Below are 17,556 nucleotides of genomic sequence, written 5' to 3' on the forward strand. Positions count from 1 at the left end.
ATAACTAATAGAAAACATATACATTTATGTTTTTTTAGTAAATAAGTAATTTTATATTTATATTTTACGAACATTAATAATCCTATATTACTCTTCTTTCTTATTTTTAGTGATAAAAATATTCTTTTCTCTTTAAAAACATTAATTTTATACGTTTTTTTAAATAAATAGTTGTTTTTTAATACTTTAATAATAACTATTTATTTTTTACGTATATTAAAATCTCCTTCCACTTGCAAAGCTTTTGTGTTTTTTAGCGAAAATAATAAGAGGTTGCCATTTCAAAATGACAACCTCTTGTTATTTTTATTGATTTAATTCTTTTGCAATTATACCTCTTACTTTTTCTGCTAATTCTTTTTCCTCATCTCTAGTTAAATCATCTGTATAAATAGGCTTACCAAACGTTACTGTTATATCTATAGTTTTAAACTTCCTATCAATCTCAAAAGCTCTATATGCCCCATCAATTGCTACTGGAATTATTGGAGCCTTAGCTTTAGTAGCTAACTTTAAACTCCCCTTTTTAAATTCACCAAGTTTTCCATCCTTGCTTCTTGTTCCCTCTGGAAAAATACACATACTATATCCATTTTTTAAATTTGCAGCTCCTTGCTGAATTACCTTTATGGCCTCTCTCGGATTTTCTCTATCTAATGGAACACAATTATATTGTTGCATCCAATAACCAATGACAGGAGTTTTCAGCATTTCTTTTTTAGCTATGAACCCCATTGCTCTTCCTGCTGAGTCCATTAATAAGGGAATATCTAAAATACTAGTATGATTTCCTATAAAACAACATGCTTCATTTGGTATATTTTCTTTTCCTTTAATATTCACGTTCATTTGTAATGATTTATTTACCGTATAGTCAGACCAAGCTAAACCAACATTTCCACTATACTCTAGACCTGCTTCTATTCCCTTTGTTTTTCTTATGTACCATAGTTTTATTGCCTTTAGTCTTAAGACAATCATATATCCTAAGTAATGAATACCCTTAAAAATTTTCATATTTTCCTCCGTCTTTTACACTAAATATAAAATAATTATACTTGTATAATAAATATACTTCAATAATTAGTTTTTACCTTAGACCTTTTAGTATTTTAAATACAAGTAAATTTAACTTATACATATTTAATTTAGAAATTATTGTATAATAAATTATTAGTAAATTCCTGTATATTTTCATTTTATATATCCAATAATTAAGATATATTTTTATACTAATATCTATGAGGTAATTAATAATGAAATATTTTAAAAAACTTCTTTTACTTATTCTAATTCTAATACTAGTTCAACTTTCACTTATATCTTGTTCTACATCAAAAGCTACAAGTGGAGAAACCTCATCTAATATGACCGTTCATTTCATAGATGTAGGACAGGGAGATTCTATTCTTATTAATGTAAATAATAAAAATCTACTAATCGATGCTGGTCCTAGAGATTCAAGAGAAAAGCTTTTTTCCTATTTAAATTCACTTAAATTAAAAAATTTAGATTATGTTATTGCAACCCATCCTCATGAAGATCATATAGGAAACATGTTTGAAGTAATAAAAAGATATAATATAGGTAAGTTTTATGCTCCAAAAGTTCAAGCTTCAACTGGCGTATTTGAAAAAATGGTTGAAGAACTTATTATAAAAAAACTTAAAATAAATATAATTAAGGCAAATACTACTTCCATAAATCTTGGTAATAATACAAGCGTATCAATATTATCACCTATCAAAGATAACTATGGTGACAACACTAATAACTACTCTCCTATAATAAAAATCACTCATGGTAATAATTCATTTCTTTTTACTGGCGATGCTGAAAAAGAATCTGAAAAAGAAGTGTTATTAAATAATATGGATATTTCAGCTAATGTATTAAAAATTGGACATCATGGATCCACTACTTCTACATCTACCGAATTTTTAAATTCAGTAAATCCTTCAATTGCTGTAATTTCTGTAGGATCTAATAACACTTATAATCATCCTAACAAGCAAATAATTAAACTATTAGAAGAAAAAAACATTAATATATTTAGAACTGATAAAGAAGGCTCAATAGTAATTTATTCAGATGGAGTTAATTTAAATAAAAAATAATTTATTATATTTGTAACTCTTATCTACTAAATACATAAAATAGTTATTATAACTCCCCCATTTTCATATAAATGATAGATGCTCCCAAAAACACTTTTGGGAGCATCTATCATTTAAGAAGAAACTTCTTAAAATAATACTTAATAATATGTTACACTTCTTCTACTACTGATAATGGTCTAATATTACAATCTGCTTTAAATTCAATATCTCCTTCAATTTCTTCGATATTTTCTGTAATTTCTATAGTTTCATTTACTACTTCTATCTTTTCGTCTTCTTTTTCATTTATGATATACTTTTTCCATAATATATATATATTATATAAATTAACCACATCTTGTTCATTATATAAAAGTATATTTTCAATCTTCATTTTTGGCATTCTTAAAATATAGTCTCTATCCTTTAATACCTTATGAAATGTTTTTGCTAAATTAGATCCACTAATAACTTCACCTTCTCTAATTATTCCAAAAACCTTTTCCAAATTCTTAAGTCCTATAGAATGTCCATATTCCTTTTCATATTCACGTTGAATATCAATATCCTCAAATTCTTTTGAAAAATCAAACTCTACATTATATTTATTAAATAAGTAGTTTATTACGGTGAAATCATTATTTCCTGAAAAAGTAACTATAGCTTTTTTGCCAGCCTTTTTCATACTTATAAAGTATCTCTTAGCTAAAATTAATATATCTACCACTTCGTTTTTGTTTTCTATCATATATTGAGTAACATATAACTTATTATCATTTTTATTATAAACACATGCACCAAACACCCCTATACACTTCGGTTTTTTGTATACATAATGTTCTAGGTCAAAGAATATAAGATCTTCAGGTGTTCTATCTATCTCTTTAGTTTTAAGCATAAATTCTTTAGAGATATCACTAACCTCTACTATATTTTCACGAATAATCAAAATATCACTCTTTCTTCCTTATATTTCTCACCTTTTTAATAATCTCTTATTTATTAATATAATACTATTTAATTATAACATCTTTTATTCTATATAAAAATACATATAGTCGATAAATCTTCCACTTATATGATATTATGTTATATTTTAAAATTAAAAATATGATTTTATTTCATATTTTTTTAAATATTTAATATTATCTCCTTTATTATATACGTAAACATTAAAATATAATTTAAATAACTTATTAGTTTCTTCTTTTTCATTGAAAATTATTCTCATTTTCCAGTAAAAAGTATTGACCATTTCTCTAACTTTTGCTATTATAATAGTATGATAATGATTTTCAATACGAGGTGGATTTTATGAGCATTTGTGATTTAAAATTAGGACAAACTGGTACAATAAAAAATATTACTGGAGATAGCAAGTTAGCAAAGAGACTATCTGCTTTAGGCTGTATTGAAGGAACTGAAATTGAATTAAAAAGAGTTGCACCATTAGGTGATCCAATAATAATAAATTTAAGGGGATTTGATTTAGCTATAAGAAAAAAAGATGCTAAGAATATATTTTTAGCTATATAAGGGGGATATAAATGAAGACAGTTGCACTACTTGGTAACCCTAACGTAGGGAAAACTACCCTTTTTAACAGTTTAACTGGCTCGAATCAAAGAGTTGGTAACTGGGCTGGAGTTACTGTAGATAAAAAAGAAGGGTTTTTCAATGATATTAAGATAGTTGATTTGCCTGGAATATATGCAATGGACACATATTCTAATGAAGAAAAAGTTGCCAAAAACTTCTTAGAAACAGATGAAGTAGATGTAATATTAAATATTATAGATGCTTCCAACATAAACAGAAATTTATACTTAACTACTCAATTAAAACAGTTTAATAAGCCAATTATTTTAGCTGTTAATATGATTGATGTAGCAGAAAAAAAAGGAATATACATAGATTTTAATAAACTATCAGATCTTATGCAAGTAACAGTAATTCCTATAGTAGCTTCAAAGGAGCAAGGAATTGAAGAAATAAAAACAGCATTAGATACTGGTAATTTTTTAATTGATTCAACTAATAATACTTATCAATTTAAAGATGAAAAGGAAACTTATAATTATATAGATAACTTATTAAGCCAATGTAATAAAACTACATCTGAAGTTAAAGGTAGTTTTAAAGATAAGCTAGATAATATTTTCTTAAATCCGTGGTTAGCTTATCCATTATTTATAGTTATTATGGCTTTAATGTTCCAAGTAACCTTTGCATGGATTGGTCAACCACTATCCGATATGCTCGATGGATTATTAAATGATTCTCTACTTCCATATGTATCTGATTTACTTTCAAGTACAAGCCCTTGGTTCCAATCATTAATAGTTGATGGAATTATAGGTGGAGTTGGAGGAATTGTAGTTCTTCTACCTATAATATTAGCATTATTTGCTTGTATTTCATTATTAGAAGATAGTGGATATATGGCTAGAGTTGCATTTATCATGGATAAATTAATGAGAAAGATGGGTCTTTCAGGAAAAGCATTTATTCCTATGATAGTAGGTTTTGGCTGTACTGTTCCTGCTATAATGTCAGCAAGAACTCTTGAAAGTGAAAAGGATAGAAAGCTAACAGCACTTTTAGTTCCATTAATGAGCTGTAATGCAAGATTACCTGTTTATGCAGTATTTGCCTCAGTATTCTTCCCTAATTATGTGGGATTAGTAGTTGCATTATTATATTTACTTGGTGTAATTTTAGCATTTATATTGGGAATAATATTTAAAAATACACTTTTCAAAAAAGATGAAGAACCGTTTATAATAGAATTACCAGAGTATAAAAAGCCGTCAATTAAAAACATAGGAAAACAAATTTTTGAAAAAGCTAAAGGATTCTTAGTTAAGGCTGGAACAATAATATTTGCTATGAGCGTTGTCATTTGGTTTTTATCAAACTTTAACTTCACCGGAATGGTAGATGTTAATGATAGTATCTTGGCTTCCATTGGAGGCGTTTTAGCTCCTATATTTAAGCCATTAGGATTTGGAAATTGGCAAAGTTCAGTTTCTCTACTTACTGGATTATTAGCTAAAGAAACCGTTGTTTCTTCAATGGGAATAATATTTGCTGGCGATTTAACTACAATGCTACCAATGTACTTTACAGCAGCTTCAGCACTATCATTCTTAGTATTTGTACTATTATATACTCCTTGTATTTCTGTTATAGGAGCTATGAAAAAGGAATATGGTTCTAAGCTTACTATATTTTCTATATCATATCAATTAGTTTTAGCTTGGGTAGTATCATTTATTGTTTTCCATATTGCTAAACTCTTTATCTAAAAAATAATAAAGGAGATATTATATGGAGATATTTATAGCAAGTATAATTATCTTACTTGCAGTTTGGATAATTTATAGAAGCTTTAAAAAATCAACTAAAGGAAAATGTAATTGTGGCAGCTGCTCATCACACTGCCCAATGTATAAGGATAAAAAATAGAGCTACATTTATATGTAGCTCTATTTCTCTATTAAATACCTTTTGTTAACTCTTTATTCTTGTCCATAAATCTATCGTAATATATATTTATAGTTGCTACTGTAGGCGATGCTAATAACATTCCTATAGGCCCAAAGAATCCCCCTCCAATTACAACTGCAAATATTATAAATATAGGTCTTACACCAACCTTTTTACCTATTAATTTAGGATCTAAATACCATCCATCAAATTGTTGTAATGCTAGTAAAACTAAAAATACTATTATAGCTTTTGTAGGTGATATAAATACATTAAATAAGAATCCTATTATTTCTCCTACAAACGGCCCAAAGTAAGGAATCATATTAGTTATACCTACTGCAATCGATAGTAATAATACGTATTCAGATTTAACTAATGTTAATAATACAAATGCCATTACAGCAATTATCGATGAGTCTATTGCCTTTATTCCAATATACGATACAACCATATTATTATAATTCTTTACTAATTCTATTGCACTCTTAGCATTTTTTTCTCTTAATATTACATATAATATTTTCTTTGTTTCTCTTATTAATCTTTCCTTATCTACTAAAACATAAACAGAAATTAATATCCCTAGACCAATCTTAATTATTTGAGTAGATATAGAAAATACTGATAAAACAACACCCTCTAATATATTAATAGTTAAAGTTCCCATTTGAGCGATTATCTTATTTGCATGATCCATTAACTCTGTATTTGAAATTATCTCCTTAATTTGTGGGTCTCTGAATAAATTATTTAACCAAGTTTGAGCCTCAGTAATATAATTCGGAATACTTGAACTTAAATCTACTAAACTTTGTATAATACTAGGAACACAATAATAACCAATTAAAACTAAAACTCCAACTAATATAGAGTAAGTTATTAAAATTGAAATTCCCTTATTTAACTTAAATTTTTTCTCAAATAATTTCACTAAAGGATTTAAAATATATGCAATTATTAGAGCATATATAAATGGTACACTTAGTGAAAATATTTTTTTTGCTATATTGAAAAAGTATTGAGAATTATTTATTAGCTTAATTCCTACAAATACTAATAAGCAAGATATTACTATTGCTATAATTATATCCTTATACTTAATTTCTTTTTTAAACATCTGCTCACCTCTTTTATCAATGATTATATCATAAAGATAAGTATTCATCCTATGTATTATTTATTAAATTTCTTTTAAGTGATGTTCCAAATCTATGATTTGGCTAACAGAACTTAAGTGAGATTCTAAATGTTCCATTTAGTTAATCAAACTTACATCTACAAATGTATATGCGTAGATGTTTCCTTTCCAATGCATGTGAGATGGAGTTTCCTTTCTTATTGCTCAGTACAAAAAAAAATTAAAGGGAGTTATTCCCCCCCTTTAATAAAACACTACATTTTTTCTACTACATCTATTCCTAATAAGTATAAAGCATTCTTAATTACTTGACAGCTCGCTTCAACTAATTTTAATCTTGCTTCCTTTAATGATTCATCTTCTAAGTTTAATACAGAATGTGCATTATAGAATTTATTAAAAGCTTTTGCAACGTCAATTACATATCTAGTCATTACTGAAGGCTCTAATTTTTCTATAGCTACATGTATTTGCTTAGTGAAGTTTTCTAAAGTTTTAACTAATTCAAACTCTTCCTTTGAAGTTAATTTTGAATAATCAGCTACTCCCTTAACTTCTCCAGCTCTATTTAAGATACTCTTAGCTCTTGCATATGAATATTGTACATATGGTCCTGTTTCTCCTTCAAATGATAACATTTCCTTCCAATCAAATACAATATCCTTTTCTCTTGAATTCTTTAAGTAAGTAAATACTAATGCACCAACACCAATTTTCTTTGCTACATCTTCTTTATTTTCAAGTTCAGGATTCTTTTCATTTATTACTTCTAATGTTTTATCTACTGATTCTTTTACTAAGTCATCTAATAAGATTATTTCACCTTTTCTAGTTGAAAGCTTTCTATCAGCAAATTTAACTAATCCAAATCCAACGTGAACACAATCATTAGCCCATTCGTGACCTGCAAGTTCTAATACTTTAAATACTTGTTTAAAGTGTAATGCTTGTGGTGATCCAACTACATAAACACACTTATGGAAATCATAAGTTTTCTTTCTATACATAGCAGCTGCTAAATCTCTAGTTGCATATATTGAAGCTCCATCTCCCTTAAGAACTATACATGGAGGCATATTGTATTCATCAAGCATAACTACTTGTGCCCCATTACTTTCTTGAAGTAATCCTTTGTCTTTTAATTCATTTACTACTACATCCATTTTATCGTTGTAGAAAGCTTCACCTGCATATGAATCAAAAGTAACATTGAATAAACCATATACTCTATCGAATTCTTTTAAACTTAAATCTCTAAATCTCTTCCATAACTCTTGAGCTTCTGCATCTCCATCTTCTAATGCTTTGAAGTATGCTCTTCCTTCATCCTCTAATTCTGGATTTTCTTCAGCTTCATCATGGAATTTAACATATATTCTTAATAATTCTTCTATAGCATTTTTTTCTAATGCCTCTTCATTTCCCCATCTTTTATAGGCTGATATTAACTTACCAAATTGAGTTCCCCAATCTCCTAAGTGATTTATTCCTTCAACTGTATATCCCTCTTTTTTAAATAATCTATATAAAGAGTTACCTATTGATGTTGAGAATAAGTGACCTACGTGGAATGGCTTTGCGATATTTGGTGATGAATGTTCAACACAAACAGTCTTCCCTTCACCTATATTTGATGAACCGTAGTTTTCACCTTCTGTTAATACTTTTTCAATAGCATTTTTAGTAAATATACTTTTATCAGCAAAGAAATTTACATATGGCCCTAAGTTTACTATCTTTTCAAATCCTTCAGAGTCTAACTTTGTGCTTAACTCTTCAGCTATCATATTCGGTGCTTTTCTAAAAGCCTTAGCTAATTGGAAGCACGGAAAAGCATAATCACCCATTTCTGGCTTTGGTGGTATTTCTATAAGCTTTTCTATAGCTTCTACATCCATATCAACATGTTGTTTTATTATCTCTGCAACTTTCTTTTTGTAATCCATATTAATCCTCCTCGTTCTAAATAAAGTTAATATTAATTTCTAAAATAAACATTTGACAAAATAAAAAAACCGTCTCTTAAATATAAGAGACGGAAAATATCCGCGGTACCACTCTAATTGCATAAAATGCCCCTCAACGCTTTAACGCAGCTGCTACGATCTAGCCTACTCTTATTTCGGTAGATATCTCCAAGGTTCTATTCCTATTAATCTATCTTATAAGGCTTACACCATCCCCTACTCGCTAAAAGCATCAATTAAAGTACTGTCCTTTTCTTAGAATTTAATATTAATCTTAATTTTACATAAAATTATTATACCTAAATTAAAGTTTTTTTGTCAACTAAATATGATAAATACCTTTAACAATATGTAAATTTATTAATTATAGTAAATTTATCTACTGTTTATTGTAAGAAGTAGTATAATAATAATTATTATATATTTAAATTTATAAATCAAGGAGTTTTTATGATTAGAGTTGGTGTTATTGATATAGGTCCTAGTTCTATTAGATTACTATTAGCAGAGATATCTAAAAATGGTTATTTAAAAATTATTGATGAGTTAAAGACATCTATAAGATTATGTCATGATTTAGTAAATACATGTTCAATTTGTAATGATAAAATAAATTCTATAGTTTCAACTTTAAATTCCTTTAGATCACTTTGTATGGTTTCTGGTGCATCAGACATATTTGCTGTAGCAACTGAATCTTTTAGAACAGCTGAAAATAAGGATTTAATTATATCTTCTATAAAAGAACAATTAAATATAGATATAAAAGTTCTTACTTGCGAAGAAGAAATATACTATAATTTCTTAGGCTTAAAACGAAGTATTAACATAAAAAATTCTCTTATGGTTGAGGTAGCTGGTACAGATACTCATATCGCTTGGGTTAATAATAATGAAATTATTAAAAGCATAACTATTCCATTTGGAAGTGTTAATTTAAGTTATGATTGTAAATTAACAGATAGAATCTTAAAAGAAAACTTAGATTTAGCAACTGAAAAAATAAACTCTTATTTAAATGATATAGAGTGGATCACTGAAAATACCTTTGATTCAATAATTGGAATTGCTGCAACTATAAGAAATATTGGTAAAATGGATAGATTACGTAAGCGTTATCCATTTGATATACCTAATAATTACGAATTAAGCGATATTGATATCCATGATATTTTTAATATTTCTAAGTCTAAAGACTTTAAACAAAGGCAAAAGCTTGAGGGAATTGATCCAGAGTTATCTGATATAATTGTTGGTGGAATTTTATTATTTGATCGAATTATTAAGGTTTCAAAAACTAATAAGGTTATAGTATCTTCTAGAGGGCTTCGTGAAGGTATTATGTACGAATATCTTGAAGAAAACTTCAATATTACTTCTGATATATTAAATTATAGTATTGATGGAATTTTAGATAATCTTAATATTAATAAAGAACATGCTTTACATGTTTATAATACAACCAGTAAGCTTTTTAATGCATTAAAGCCACTTCATCACTTAGGAGATGAGTTTTCTAATATAATAAAAACTGCATCTATGCTTCATGATTGCGGTATAAGTATTAATTACTACAATCACCACAAGCATTCATTTTATATTATATTAAATTCACATATAAACGGCCTAAGCCATAAAGAAATACTACTTAGTGCCGCTATTGCATCTTCACATAGATTTAATAGCTATGAACTTCCTCTCCCACCATTTTCTTCAGTTATAAATCAATTAGATTTAAAATCAATTAGAAGTATTGGTGTTCTTCTTAAAGTAGCTGAAGGACTTGATAGAAGCTTAGTAGGTGCTATTAAAGATATTGATATACAATTTGATGATACTACAGCAACTATTACTGTTTATTCTGATATAAATGTAGACTTTGAAATACGTCAAGCTCTAAGAGCTGCAAATAAGTTTAAAGATATTTATAAAAAAGAGCTTATAATAGTTGAAAGTTATAAATCATAATAGAAAAGACATTTGCAAGTGTGCAAATGTCTTTTTTTAAAAGAATATTCCAGTTATCATAAAAGCTATATTATTAAATAAATTAAAAATAAAGCGTGAAGGTATTCCTATAATATCCCCTCCAAAGAACACTACTCCAAGTAATATAAACATTTGATATTGATATAATGTATCCGCTATCTTATAAAATGTTTTTGGAGATAAATCCTTAAGTATCTTAAACCCTGATAAACCTGGTAAAGGCAATAATGTAAATATAAATAAATTTACATTTATAATTGCTGTATATAACATCATGGTTCCTAAAACTTCAAATACTGTTCCAGGTAATAAATGACCTATTTTAAACCAAATAGCATATATTAATGTAAAAATAAATCCTACAATTAAATTAGCTAGTGGAGCTGCTATATCAACCTTTATAGCATCCTTATACCCTCTTTTAAATGCGCTTGGATTCGTTTCTACATTTTTTGTCCATCCAAATCTAAAAAGCATAATTGCAATAAATCCTACTGGATCTATATGTTCTATTGGATTTAAAGTTAATTTACCTTGAAATCTTGGAGTTTTATCTCCTAATTTATCTGCTACTAAGGCAGTTGCATACCCTTGTGCTGTAAATGCAATTAATATTGCTGGAATAGTTAATATTATTTCTAATAGAAAATTATTCATGATTCCCTCCTCTATTTTACTTTATTTTATTATAACATATAGCCTTGGCTAATTATTTAAATTTTTAATAAATAAAACTCCACATATAGTGGAGTTTTATTATTAACTTGCTATATTAAATAATTCAAGTAATCTATTTCTTTGTTGCACACCATTTTCCCCATCTTGACCTGTTCCTGTATCTCCACCTTCTGTTGGTGGCGGTGTTGGATTTTCTGGCTCTACTGGTGGTTTTTCTGGTTCTACTGGTGGTGTTGGTGGTTTTTCCGGCTCTACTGGTGGTGTTGGCTCAACTACTGGTGGCGGTGTTATTTGATTTCCACCATTTGAATCACCATTTGTATTCCCATTATTGTTACCATTTCCATTACCATTATCTGGGGTAGGAGTATATATATCTTCTTCGTAATCAACATCTTTATCATTATAATCATCTGGATTTATTCCATACATAGAATTATATCCTGCTTCCTCTGAAGCATACATATCTTGAAGATAAGCTATTTGATTATAATCAAATTCATCTGGATTCGGTAATTTATTATCAAAAATAAATTCATTTAAAACCTTTGAATTTTGTTTTTTATCAATTAATAATACCCATCCTAAGTCCTTATATAATCCATCTCTAACTACAAGTTCAGTTTGTGGCATTTGTAATTGCTCAAAATCTAATGATGGGAACTTATATATAGTATAAGCTAAATTTAAAGCTTGTGGTATATCTATATTAGTTTTAACGTGCTTTGATAAGCTGTTTGCTATACTCATATATTTTAAAGGATTTACTTCCTTTAACTTAGTTGCTACTTCATAAAGAACTCTTCTTTGTCTTTCAGTTCTTTCATAGCTTCCATTTCCAACTTTTCTTATTCTTGAATAAGATAAAGCTTGTTGCCCATTTAACTTTTGTAATCCAGGCACTTCAATAAGTGGAGAATTTAACCCTGTAGCTTCTCCAATATACTTGTTTAATTCTTCTATTTCATAATCTTTAACTTCTACTTCAATTCCACCTATTTCATCTATAATAGCTTCAAATCCCCAGAAGTTAACAACAACATATTTATCTAAATTAATTTCAAAGGTATCACTAAGAGTTTCCATTAAAAGTTTAGCTCCACCCTCTGCTCCTCCTCCATTAGCTGAACCTAATGCAAATGCAGCATTAATTTTTTGCTCTCCATATCCTGGAACATCAACTAACGTATCTCTCATAACAGAAGTTAACTTAACTTTTTTATTATTATTATCTAATGTGGCAATAATAATGGAGTCTGACCTTGAAACTTCATCTAAAGTTCTTCCATCAGTACCTATAAGTAATACATTAGTAATACCATCAACCTCTTTATAGTTAACGCCTTCAGTTGGTGTAGGTTTATATTCAACATATATTTGATTTCTTATCTTAAAGTATGTACCTACTAAAATTGCAACTATTACTGCTAAAACGCTTACTACCGTTATTGCAATTTTTTTATTTTTAGACATCTTACTTTTTCTAGATTTTTTACTTTTCGTATCCTTTTCACTCATCCTTACTCCTCCTTATACCTTATTATTATATAACCAAATAGTTCTATCTACAAGAATATATATTGAATTCCTACAATTTTTTTACTATTTAGCCTACAAAATACACAATTTTATTGTTTTATTCATTATATTTAGTATGCTTATATTTATTAATATTATAATTCTAAATTCTTCTTACCTTTTAAAAACATATATTTTCTTTATGTTATAATATTATTATAAAAGTAATAAATAATATTAGAGGTGAATAATGAAAGAAAAAATACTTTTCTTATTGAAAGAAAGTACTGATTATATTTCTGGTGAAACTATTAGTAAAGAACTAGGTATCACTAGAACTTCTGTTTGGAAGCATATAAATGCATTAAAAAAAGATGGCTATAATATTGAAGGTATATCTAAAAAAGGCTATATATTAAATGCTTCATTAGATATATTTAATATATTAGAGTTAAAATCTAAACTTAATAATTGTAATTTAATTTCTGATATAAAACATTTTAACCAAGTATCATCAACTAATATAATTGCAAAAGATTTAGCTATCAAAAATGCTCCCCACGGAACCTTAGTTATTAGTGATACGCAAACCTTAGGAAAAGGCCGTTTAGGAAGAGAATGGATATCTCCAAAGGGCGGAATATGGTCTTCTTTAATTTTAAGACCTAATTTAGACCCTATAGAAGCTCCTAAATTAACTCAAATAGCTGCAGCTTCTTTAAGCTTAACTCTTAAATCATATGGCTTTAATGCTAAAATTAAATGGCCAAATGACTTACTAATAGATAATAAAAAAATCTGTGGAATATTAACTGAAATGAGCTGTGATATGGATTCAATAAATTATGTTATTGTAGGTGTTGGAATAAACGTTAATTTATCTAATAAAGATATTCCTTTAGAAATACAAGATAAAGCTTCTTCACTATATCTAGCTTGTGGAAAATTTTTAGAAAGATCTTCTCTATTTGCAGACTTCTTAAAAAACTTTGAAAAACTTTATAATGATTTTTTAGAAAATCCTAACACAACATCTTGGGTTAATATCTGTAGAAAAAATTCAGCCTTAATAGGTAAAGAAATTATAATTTCTACACGTAATGGCGATGAAAAAGTTACTTTTATAGATATAACTAATTCAGGCGAGTTACTTATAAAAGATTCAAATGGAAATGAAATAACTGCTTGCTCTGGGGAAATATCCTTATCAAAAAACTATAATTAATTTATAATTCTACATATTTAGATATAATTATATTTTTTATTTTAATAATATAGTTATATCTTTTTTATATTTTATGAATATAATATTTTATGGCGAAATTTAGCATATTTAAAAGAATTATTACCTTTAAAACCATATGCTTTCTTAGTAAAAGTATTATATTTGGAAACAATAATATTAATAATTTAAATAATTTAAAAATTTTTTTGAATTTTTTATTTACTTATTTAAATTATGATATTAATATATAATTATTGTTTTTAAATATATACGCTTTTGGAGGTTTGTTTTATGAAAATTAGTATTATTGATATGCCTCTATTCTATGGGTGTGATAATCCTGGAGTAGAAAAAGGGCCAAAAGTTTTAAGAGAGAACAACCTTCTAGATATTTTTAGAAAAAGCCACACTGTCTGTGATATGGGTGAAGTAAGCGTAGAGCACATAGATCCTACTAATAAATACGCAGCGAATGACAAAATGAAGTATTTAGATGAAGTTGTAAAAGCAAATATTGGACTAGCTGATAAGGTTTTTGAAGCTTTACAAAACAAATCATTACCACTAGTAATAGGTGGAGATCATTCTTTAGCTCTTGGTAGTATTGCTGCATCAAGCAAATACTATGGAGACAACCTTGGTGTTGTTTGGGTTGACGCACACGGTGATATAAATACATCGGAAACAAGCCCTTCAGGAAATATTCATGGAATGCCTTTAGCAGGATCTATGGGAATAGGCTCTGAATATTTAACTAACATTTATAATAAAAATAACAAGATTAATCCTAAAAATGTTTTTATTTTAGCAGCTCGTGATTTAGATGATGGTGAATTAAAAATAATTGAAGAATATAATCTTAACGTATGGACAATAAGCGATATTAAAGCTAAGGGAATTGATAAAACTATTAATGAGTTCTTAGCCGCAGTTAAAAAGCAAAATTTAGAAGCTATGCATTTTAGCTTTGACATCGATTGTTTAGACCCTTCATATGTTCCTGGAACAGGTACACCTGTAGAAAATGGTCTAACCTTCTCTGAATGTAAGAAGCTTATGGAAAGTATTATAAGTACTGAAATAATTAAGACTATTGATTTTGTTGAGTTTAATCCTGATTTAGACCAAAACCACAAAACTTTAGAGACATGCATAGAGTTATTAAATATAATTTCAAATTCTTTAAAAAATAACTAATAGTTTTTCTATTAGTTATTTTTTATGTTATTATTATAATAAGTAATAAAAGTTAACTTAGGAGGATACAATGAAACTATTATTTTTTGATACAGAAACTACAAGCATAAAACCTGGACATATATGTCAATTAAGCTATATAGTAGTAGATACTTCTACTAAACCTCAAACTACAACAGGAAAAAACTTTTTCTTTACTGTAGATGAAATGGATGAAGGAGCTCAAGCTGTTCATGGTTTTTCTTTAGAAAAGCTATATGAATTATCTAATGGACAAGAATTTTTAGAATTTGCTTCTGATTTTATGCCTGACTTCTTTAACGCTGATTTTATTATTGGTCATAATGTCCAATTTGATATAAAATTTCTTAAACATGAGCTTCAACAATTATGGGAAGCAGGATTAATTGAAACTACTTGGGAGGCCAAAAATCCTTTTTGTACAATGGCTTACTACAAAAATAAATGTAAACTAACTAATCCAAATGGAAATATCAAAAATCCTAAATTAGCTGAAGTTATAGATTACTTAGGAATTACAGAAAGTCAAATTGCAAGTAAGGCTAATGAATTATTTGAAGGTAGCGGAAACTATCATGACGCTAGATTTGATACAGCAGCTACTTATTTAACTGTTATACAGGGAATGAAAAAAGGTTTAATTCCTCCTGGTTATTTTTCTAACCTTTTAAAAAAATAATAAATTAAAAACCACTATAAATTAATTTATAGTGGTTTTTATATAAGTAAAATTACTCAAATATTTTTTTAAACTCATTACACTTTTCTTTATCCATAGCTTCAACACCCTCAAGTCTGTATTTTAATCCCATACCCTCATATTTGTTAACTCCAAGTAAGTGATAAGGTAATAGCTCTACCTTTTCAACATTCTTAAGGCTTGAAGTGAATTCCTTTAAGCTTTCCATATATTCTAGTGTATCCGTCTTTCCTGGAACAACTACTTGTCTAATCCAAAGCTTAGTTCCTACTTCTTGACATGCCTTTAAAAATTCATTAGTTTCATCTATTTCTAAACCAGTCATATCTTTATAACCTTCTTTTGTAAGATGCTTTACATCATATAAAACTAAGTCTACATATTCAAGAATTTCCTTATAATTTCCGTGCCCAACACCTGATGTATCTATGCACGTATGTATTCCTTCTTTTTTGCATAATTTAAGAGCTTCAAGTAAGAATTCAGGTTGTCTTAAAGGATCTCCTCCTGAAAAAGTTACTCCACCACCTGATGATTTAAAGTAATTTTTAAACCTAGCTACTCTTTTTACTAGATCTTCAGGTGTAAATTCTTGACCACCTTTTTCTGCCCATGTATCAGGGTTGTGGCAGTAAAGACATCTTAAAGCACATCCTTGTAAAAAAACTACAACTCTTATTCCTGGGCCATCTACTAGTCCCATACTTTCAATTGAATGAATTCTTCCTTTAAGCATAATAAATCCTCCTAAATATTAAATATACTCCCCTACTTAAATGTAGGGGAGCTATTATTAAGTTATATTAATATTAGATTGATTCGTGGAATGTTCTGCTTATAACTTCCATTTGTTGTTTCTTAGTTAATCTTGTGAAGTTAACTGCATATCCAGATACTCTTATAGTTAATGTTGGGTATTTTTCTGGATTTTCCATAGCATCTAATAATGTTTCTCTGTTAAACACGTTAACATTTAAGTGATGAGCTCCTTGAGTGAAGTATCCATCAAGAATACCTACTAAGCTATCAATTCTTTGTCCTTCTTCTTTACCTAATGCATCAGGTACGATTGAGAATGTATTTGAAACACCATCTTGACAAGCTGGGTTGTAAGGAATCTTAGCAACTGAATTTAATGATGCTAAAGCTCCATTTTCATCTCTTCCGTGCATTGGGTTAGCTCCTGGTGCAAAAGCTTCTCCTGCTTTTCTACCATCTGGAGTTGAACCTGTTTTCTTACCATAAACTACGTTTGAAGTTATAGTTAAGATTGATAAAGTATGTTGAGCATCTCTGTATAATGGGTGCTTCTTTAATTCAGCTGAGAATTTATTTACTAAATCTACTGCTAAATCATCAACTCTATCATCATCATTTCCGTATTTAGGGAAATCTCCTTCAATTTCGAAGTCAACAGCTATTCCAGCTTCGTTTCTTACAGGTTTAACAGTTGCATATTTAATAGCTGATAATGAGTCAGCAACAACTGAAAGACCAGCGATACCAAATGCCATTAATCTACCTACTTGAGT

Annotated in this window: 16 protein-coding genes and 1 other annotated feature; of the genes, 8 read left to right on the forward strand and 8 right to left on the reverse strand. The window is 28.0% G+C overall.

Translation table 11 applies throughout. From position 1 onward, the window contains the following. Positions 1–306: 306 nt before the first annotated feature. Complete coding sequence (locus ACRDBA_RS14550) at positions 307–1,017, reverse strand: lysophospholipid acyltransferase family protein (protein WP_438573652.1); 711 nt, start codon at positions 1,015–1,017, stop codon at positions 307–309. 239 nt (positions 1,018–1,256) lie between these two features. On the opposite strand from ACRDBA_RS14550, the gene ACRDBA_RS14555 reads away from it, so the two are divergent. Beyond that, a complete protein-coding gene (locus ACRDBA_RS14555; RefSeq protein WP_438573653.1) occupies positions 1,257–2,117 on the forward strand; it encodes a ComEC/Rec2 family competence protein in 861 nt (286 codons plus the stop codon). A gap of 151 nt (positions 2,118–2,268) precedes the next feature. Here ACRDBA_RS14555 and ACRDBA_RS14560 read toward each other — a convergent pair whose 3' ends face one another. After that, positions 2,269–3,048, reverse strand: coding sequence for a ribonuclease H-like domain-containing protein (locus ACRDBA_RS14560; RefSeq protein WP_438573654.1), 780 nt, complete (start codon positions 3,046–3,048; stop codon positions 2,269–2,271). A gap of 365 nt (positions 3,049–3,413) precedes the next feature. On the opposite strand from ACRDBA_RS14560, the gene ACRDBA_RS14565 reads away from it, so the two are divergent. Genes ACRDBA_RS14565 through ACRDBA_RS14575 form a run of 3 tightly spaced genes read left to right on the forward strand, consistent with a single transcriptional unit; the run spans position 3,414 to position 5,567 of the window. Then, positions 3,414–3,635 carry a FeoA family protein gene (locus ACRDBA_RS14565; RefSeq protein WP_438573655.1) on the forward strand — a complete coding sequence of 74 codons (222 nt, stop codon included), beginning with the start codon at positions 3,414–3,416 and terminating at the stop codon, positions 3,633–3,635. Positions 3,636–3,646: 11 nt separating this feature from the next. Further along, positions 3,647–5,407 carry a ferrous iron transport protein B gene (gene feoB, locus ACRDBA_RS14570; protein WP_438573656.1) on the forward strand — a complete coding sequence of 587 codons (1,761 nt, stop codon included), beginning with the start codon at positions 3,647–3,649 and terminating at the stop codon, positions 5,405–5,407. A gap of 22 nt (positions 5,408–5,429) precedes the next feature. Then, positions 5,430–5,567, forward strand: coding sequence for a FeoB-associated Cys-rich membrane protein (locus tag ACRDBA_RS14575; protein WP_438573657.1), 138 nt, complete (start codon positions 5,430–5,432; stop codon positions 5,565–5,567). Between the two features lie 31 nt (positions 5,568–5,598). Here ACRDBA_RS14575 and ACRDBA_RS14580 read toward each other — a convergent pair whose 3' ends face one another. Both ACRDBA_RS14580 and argS read right to left on the reverse strand, forming a co-directional pair. Beyond that, entirely contained in the window at positions 5,599–6,708 is a 1,110-nt protein-coding gene (locus ACRDBA_RS14580) for an AI-2E family transporter (protein ID WP_438573658.1), read from the reverse strand. A 275-nt stretch (positions 6,709–6,983) separates the two neighbouring features. Further along, the gene (argS, locus tag ACRDBA_RS14585; protein ID WP_438573659.1) at positions 6,984–8,675 is read right to left on the reverse strand and encodes an arginine--tRNA ligase; all 1,692 of its coding nucleotides are present in this window, start codon (positions 8,673–8,675) and stop codon (positions 6,984–6,986) included. Positions 8,676–8,757: 82 nt separating this feature from the next. Beyond that, positions 8,758–8,962: a binding site (T-box leader), on the reverse strand. Between the two features lie 184 nt (positions 8,963–9,146). On the opposite strand from argS, the gene ACRDBA_RS14590 reads away from it, so the two are divergent. After that, positions 9,147–10,664, forward strand: a complete 1,518-nt coding sequence (locus ACRDBA_RS14590; protein WP_438573660.1) for a Ppx/GppA phosphatase family protein — start codon at positions 9,147–9,149, stop codon at positions 10,662–10,664. A 36-nt stretch (positions 10,665–10,700) separates the two neighbouring features. On the opposite strand, the gene ACRDBA_RS14595 is transcribed toward ACRDBA_RS14590, so the two are convergent. Together ACRDBA_RS14595 and ACRDBA_RS14600 are read right to left on the reverse strand one after the other, a co-directional pair. Further along, positions 10,701–11,342, reverse strand: a complete 642-nt coding sequence (locus tag ACRDBA_RS14595; RefSeq protein ID WP_438573661.1) for a site-2 protease family protein — start codon at positions 11,340–11,342, stop codon at positions 10,701–10,703. 102 nt (positions 11,343–11,444) lie between these two features. Further along, on the reverse strand, positions 11,445–12,881 hold the full coding sequence (locus ACRDBA_RS14600; protein ID WP_438573662.1) for an LCP family protein: 1,437 nt from the start codon (positions 12,879–12,881) through the stop codon (positions 11,445–11,447). Between the two features lie 250 nt (positions 12,882–13,131). Here ACRDBA_RS14600 and ACRDBA_RS14605 point away from each other — a divergent pair, with 250 nt between their 5' ends. From ACRDBA_RS14605 to ACRDBA_RS14615, 3 genes are all read left to right on the forward strand, one after another. Then, complete coding sequence (locus ACRDBA_RS14605; RefSeq protein WP_438573663.1) at positions 13,132–14,106, forward strand: biotin--[acetyl-CoA-carboxylase] ligase; 975 nt, start codon at positions 13,132–13,134, stop codon at positions 14,104–14,106. Between the two features lie 291 nt (positions 14,107–14,397). Then, entirely contained in the window at positions 14,398–15,303 is a 906-nt protein-coding gene (rocF, locus tag ACRDBA_RS14610; protein ID WP_438573664.1) for an arginase, read from the forward strand. 70 nt (positions 15,304–15,373) lie between these two features. After that, entirely contained in the window at positions 15,374–16,003 is a 630-nt protein-coding gene (locus ACRDBA_RS14615; protein WP_438573665.1) for a 3'-5' exonuclease, read from the forward strand. A gap of 52 nt (positions 16,004–16,055) precedes the next feature. Here the strand turns inward: ACRDBA_RS14615 and pflA are convergent, their stop codons facing one another. Together pflA and ACRDBA_RS14625 are read right to left on the reverse strand one after the other, a co-directional pair. Further along, positions 16,056–16,760 (reverse strand): pyruvate formate-lyase-activating protein, encoded by a 705-nt coding sequence (pflA, locus tag ACRDBA_RS14620; protein ID WP_438573666.1) that lies wholly within the window; start codon positions 16,758–16,760, stop codon positions 16,056–16,058. A gap of 73 nt (positions 16,761–16,833) precedes the next feature. Then, on the reverse strand, positions 16,834–17,556 hold a 723-nt coding region (locus ACRDBA_RS14625), incomplete at its 5' end, for a glycine radical domain-containing protein (RefSeq protein WP_438573667.1).

The sequence above is a fragment of the Clostridium sp. genome, assembly GCF_051654825.1.
In the GTDB taxonomy this organism is placed as follows: domain Bacteria; phylum Bacillota; class Clostridia; order Clostridiales; family Clostridiaceae; genus Clostridium.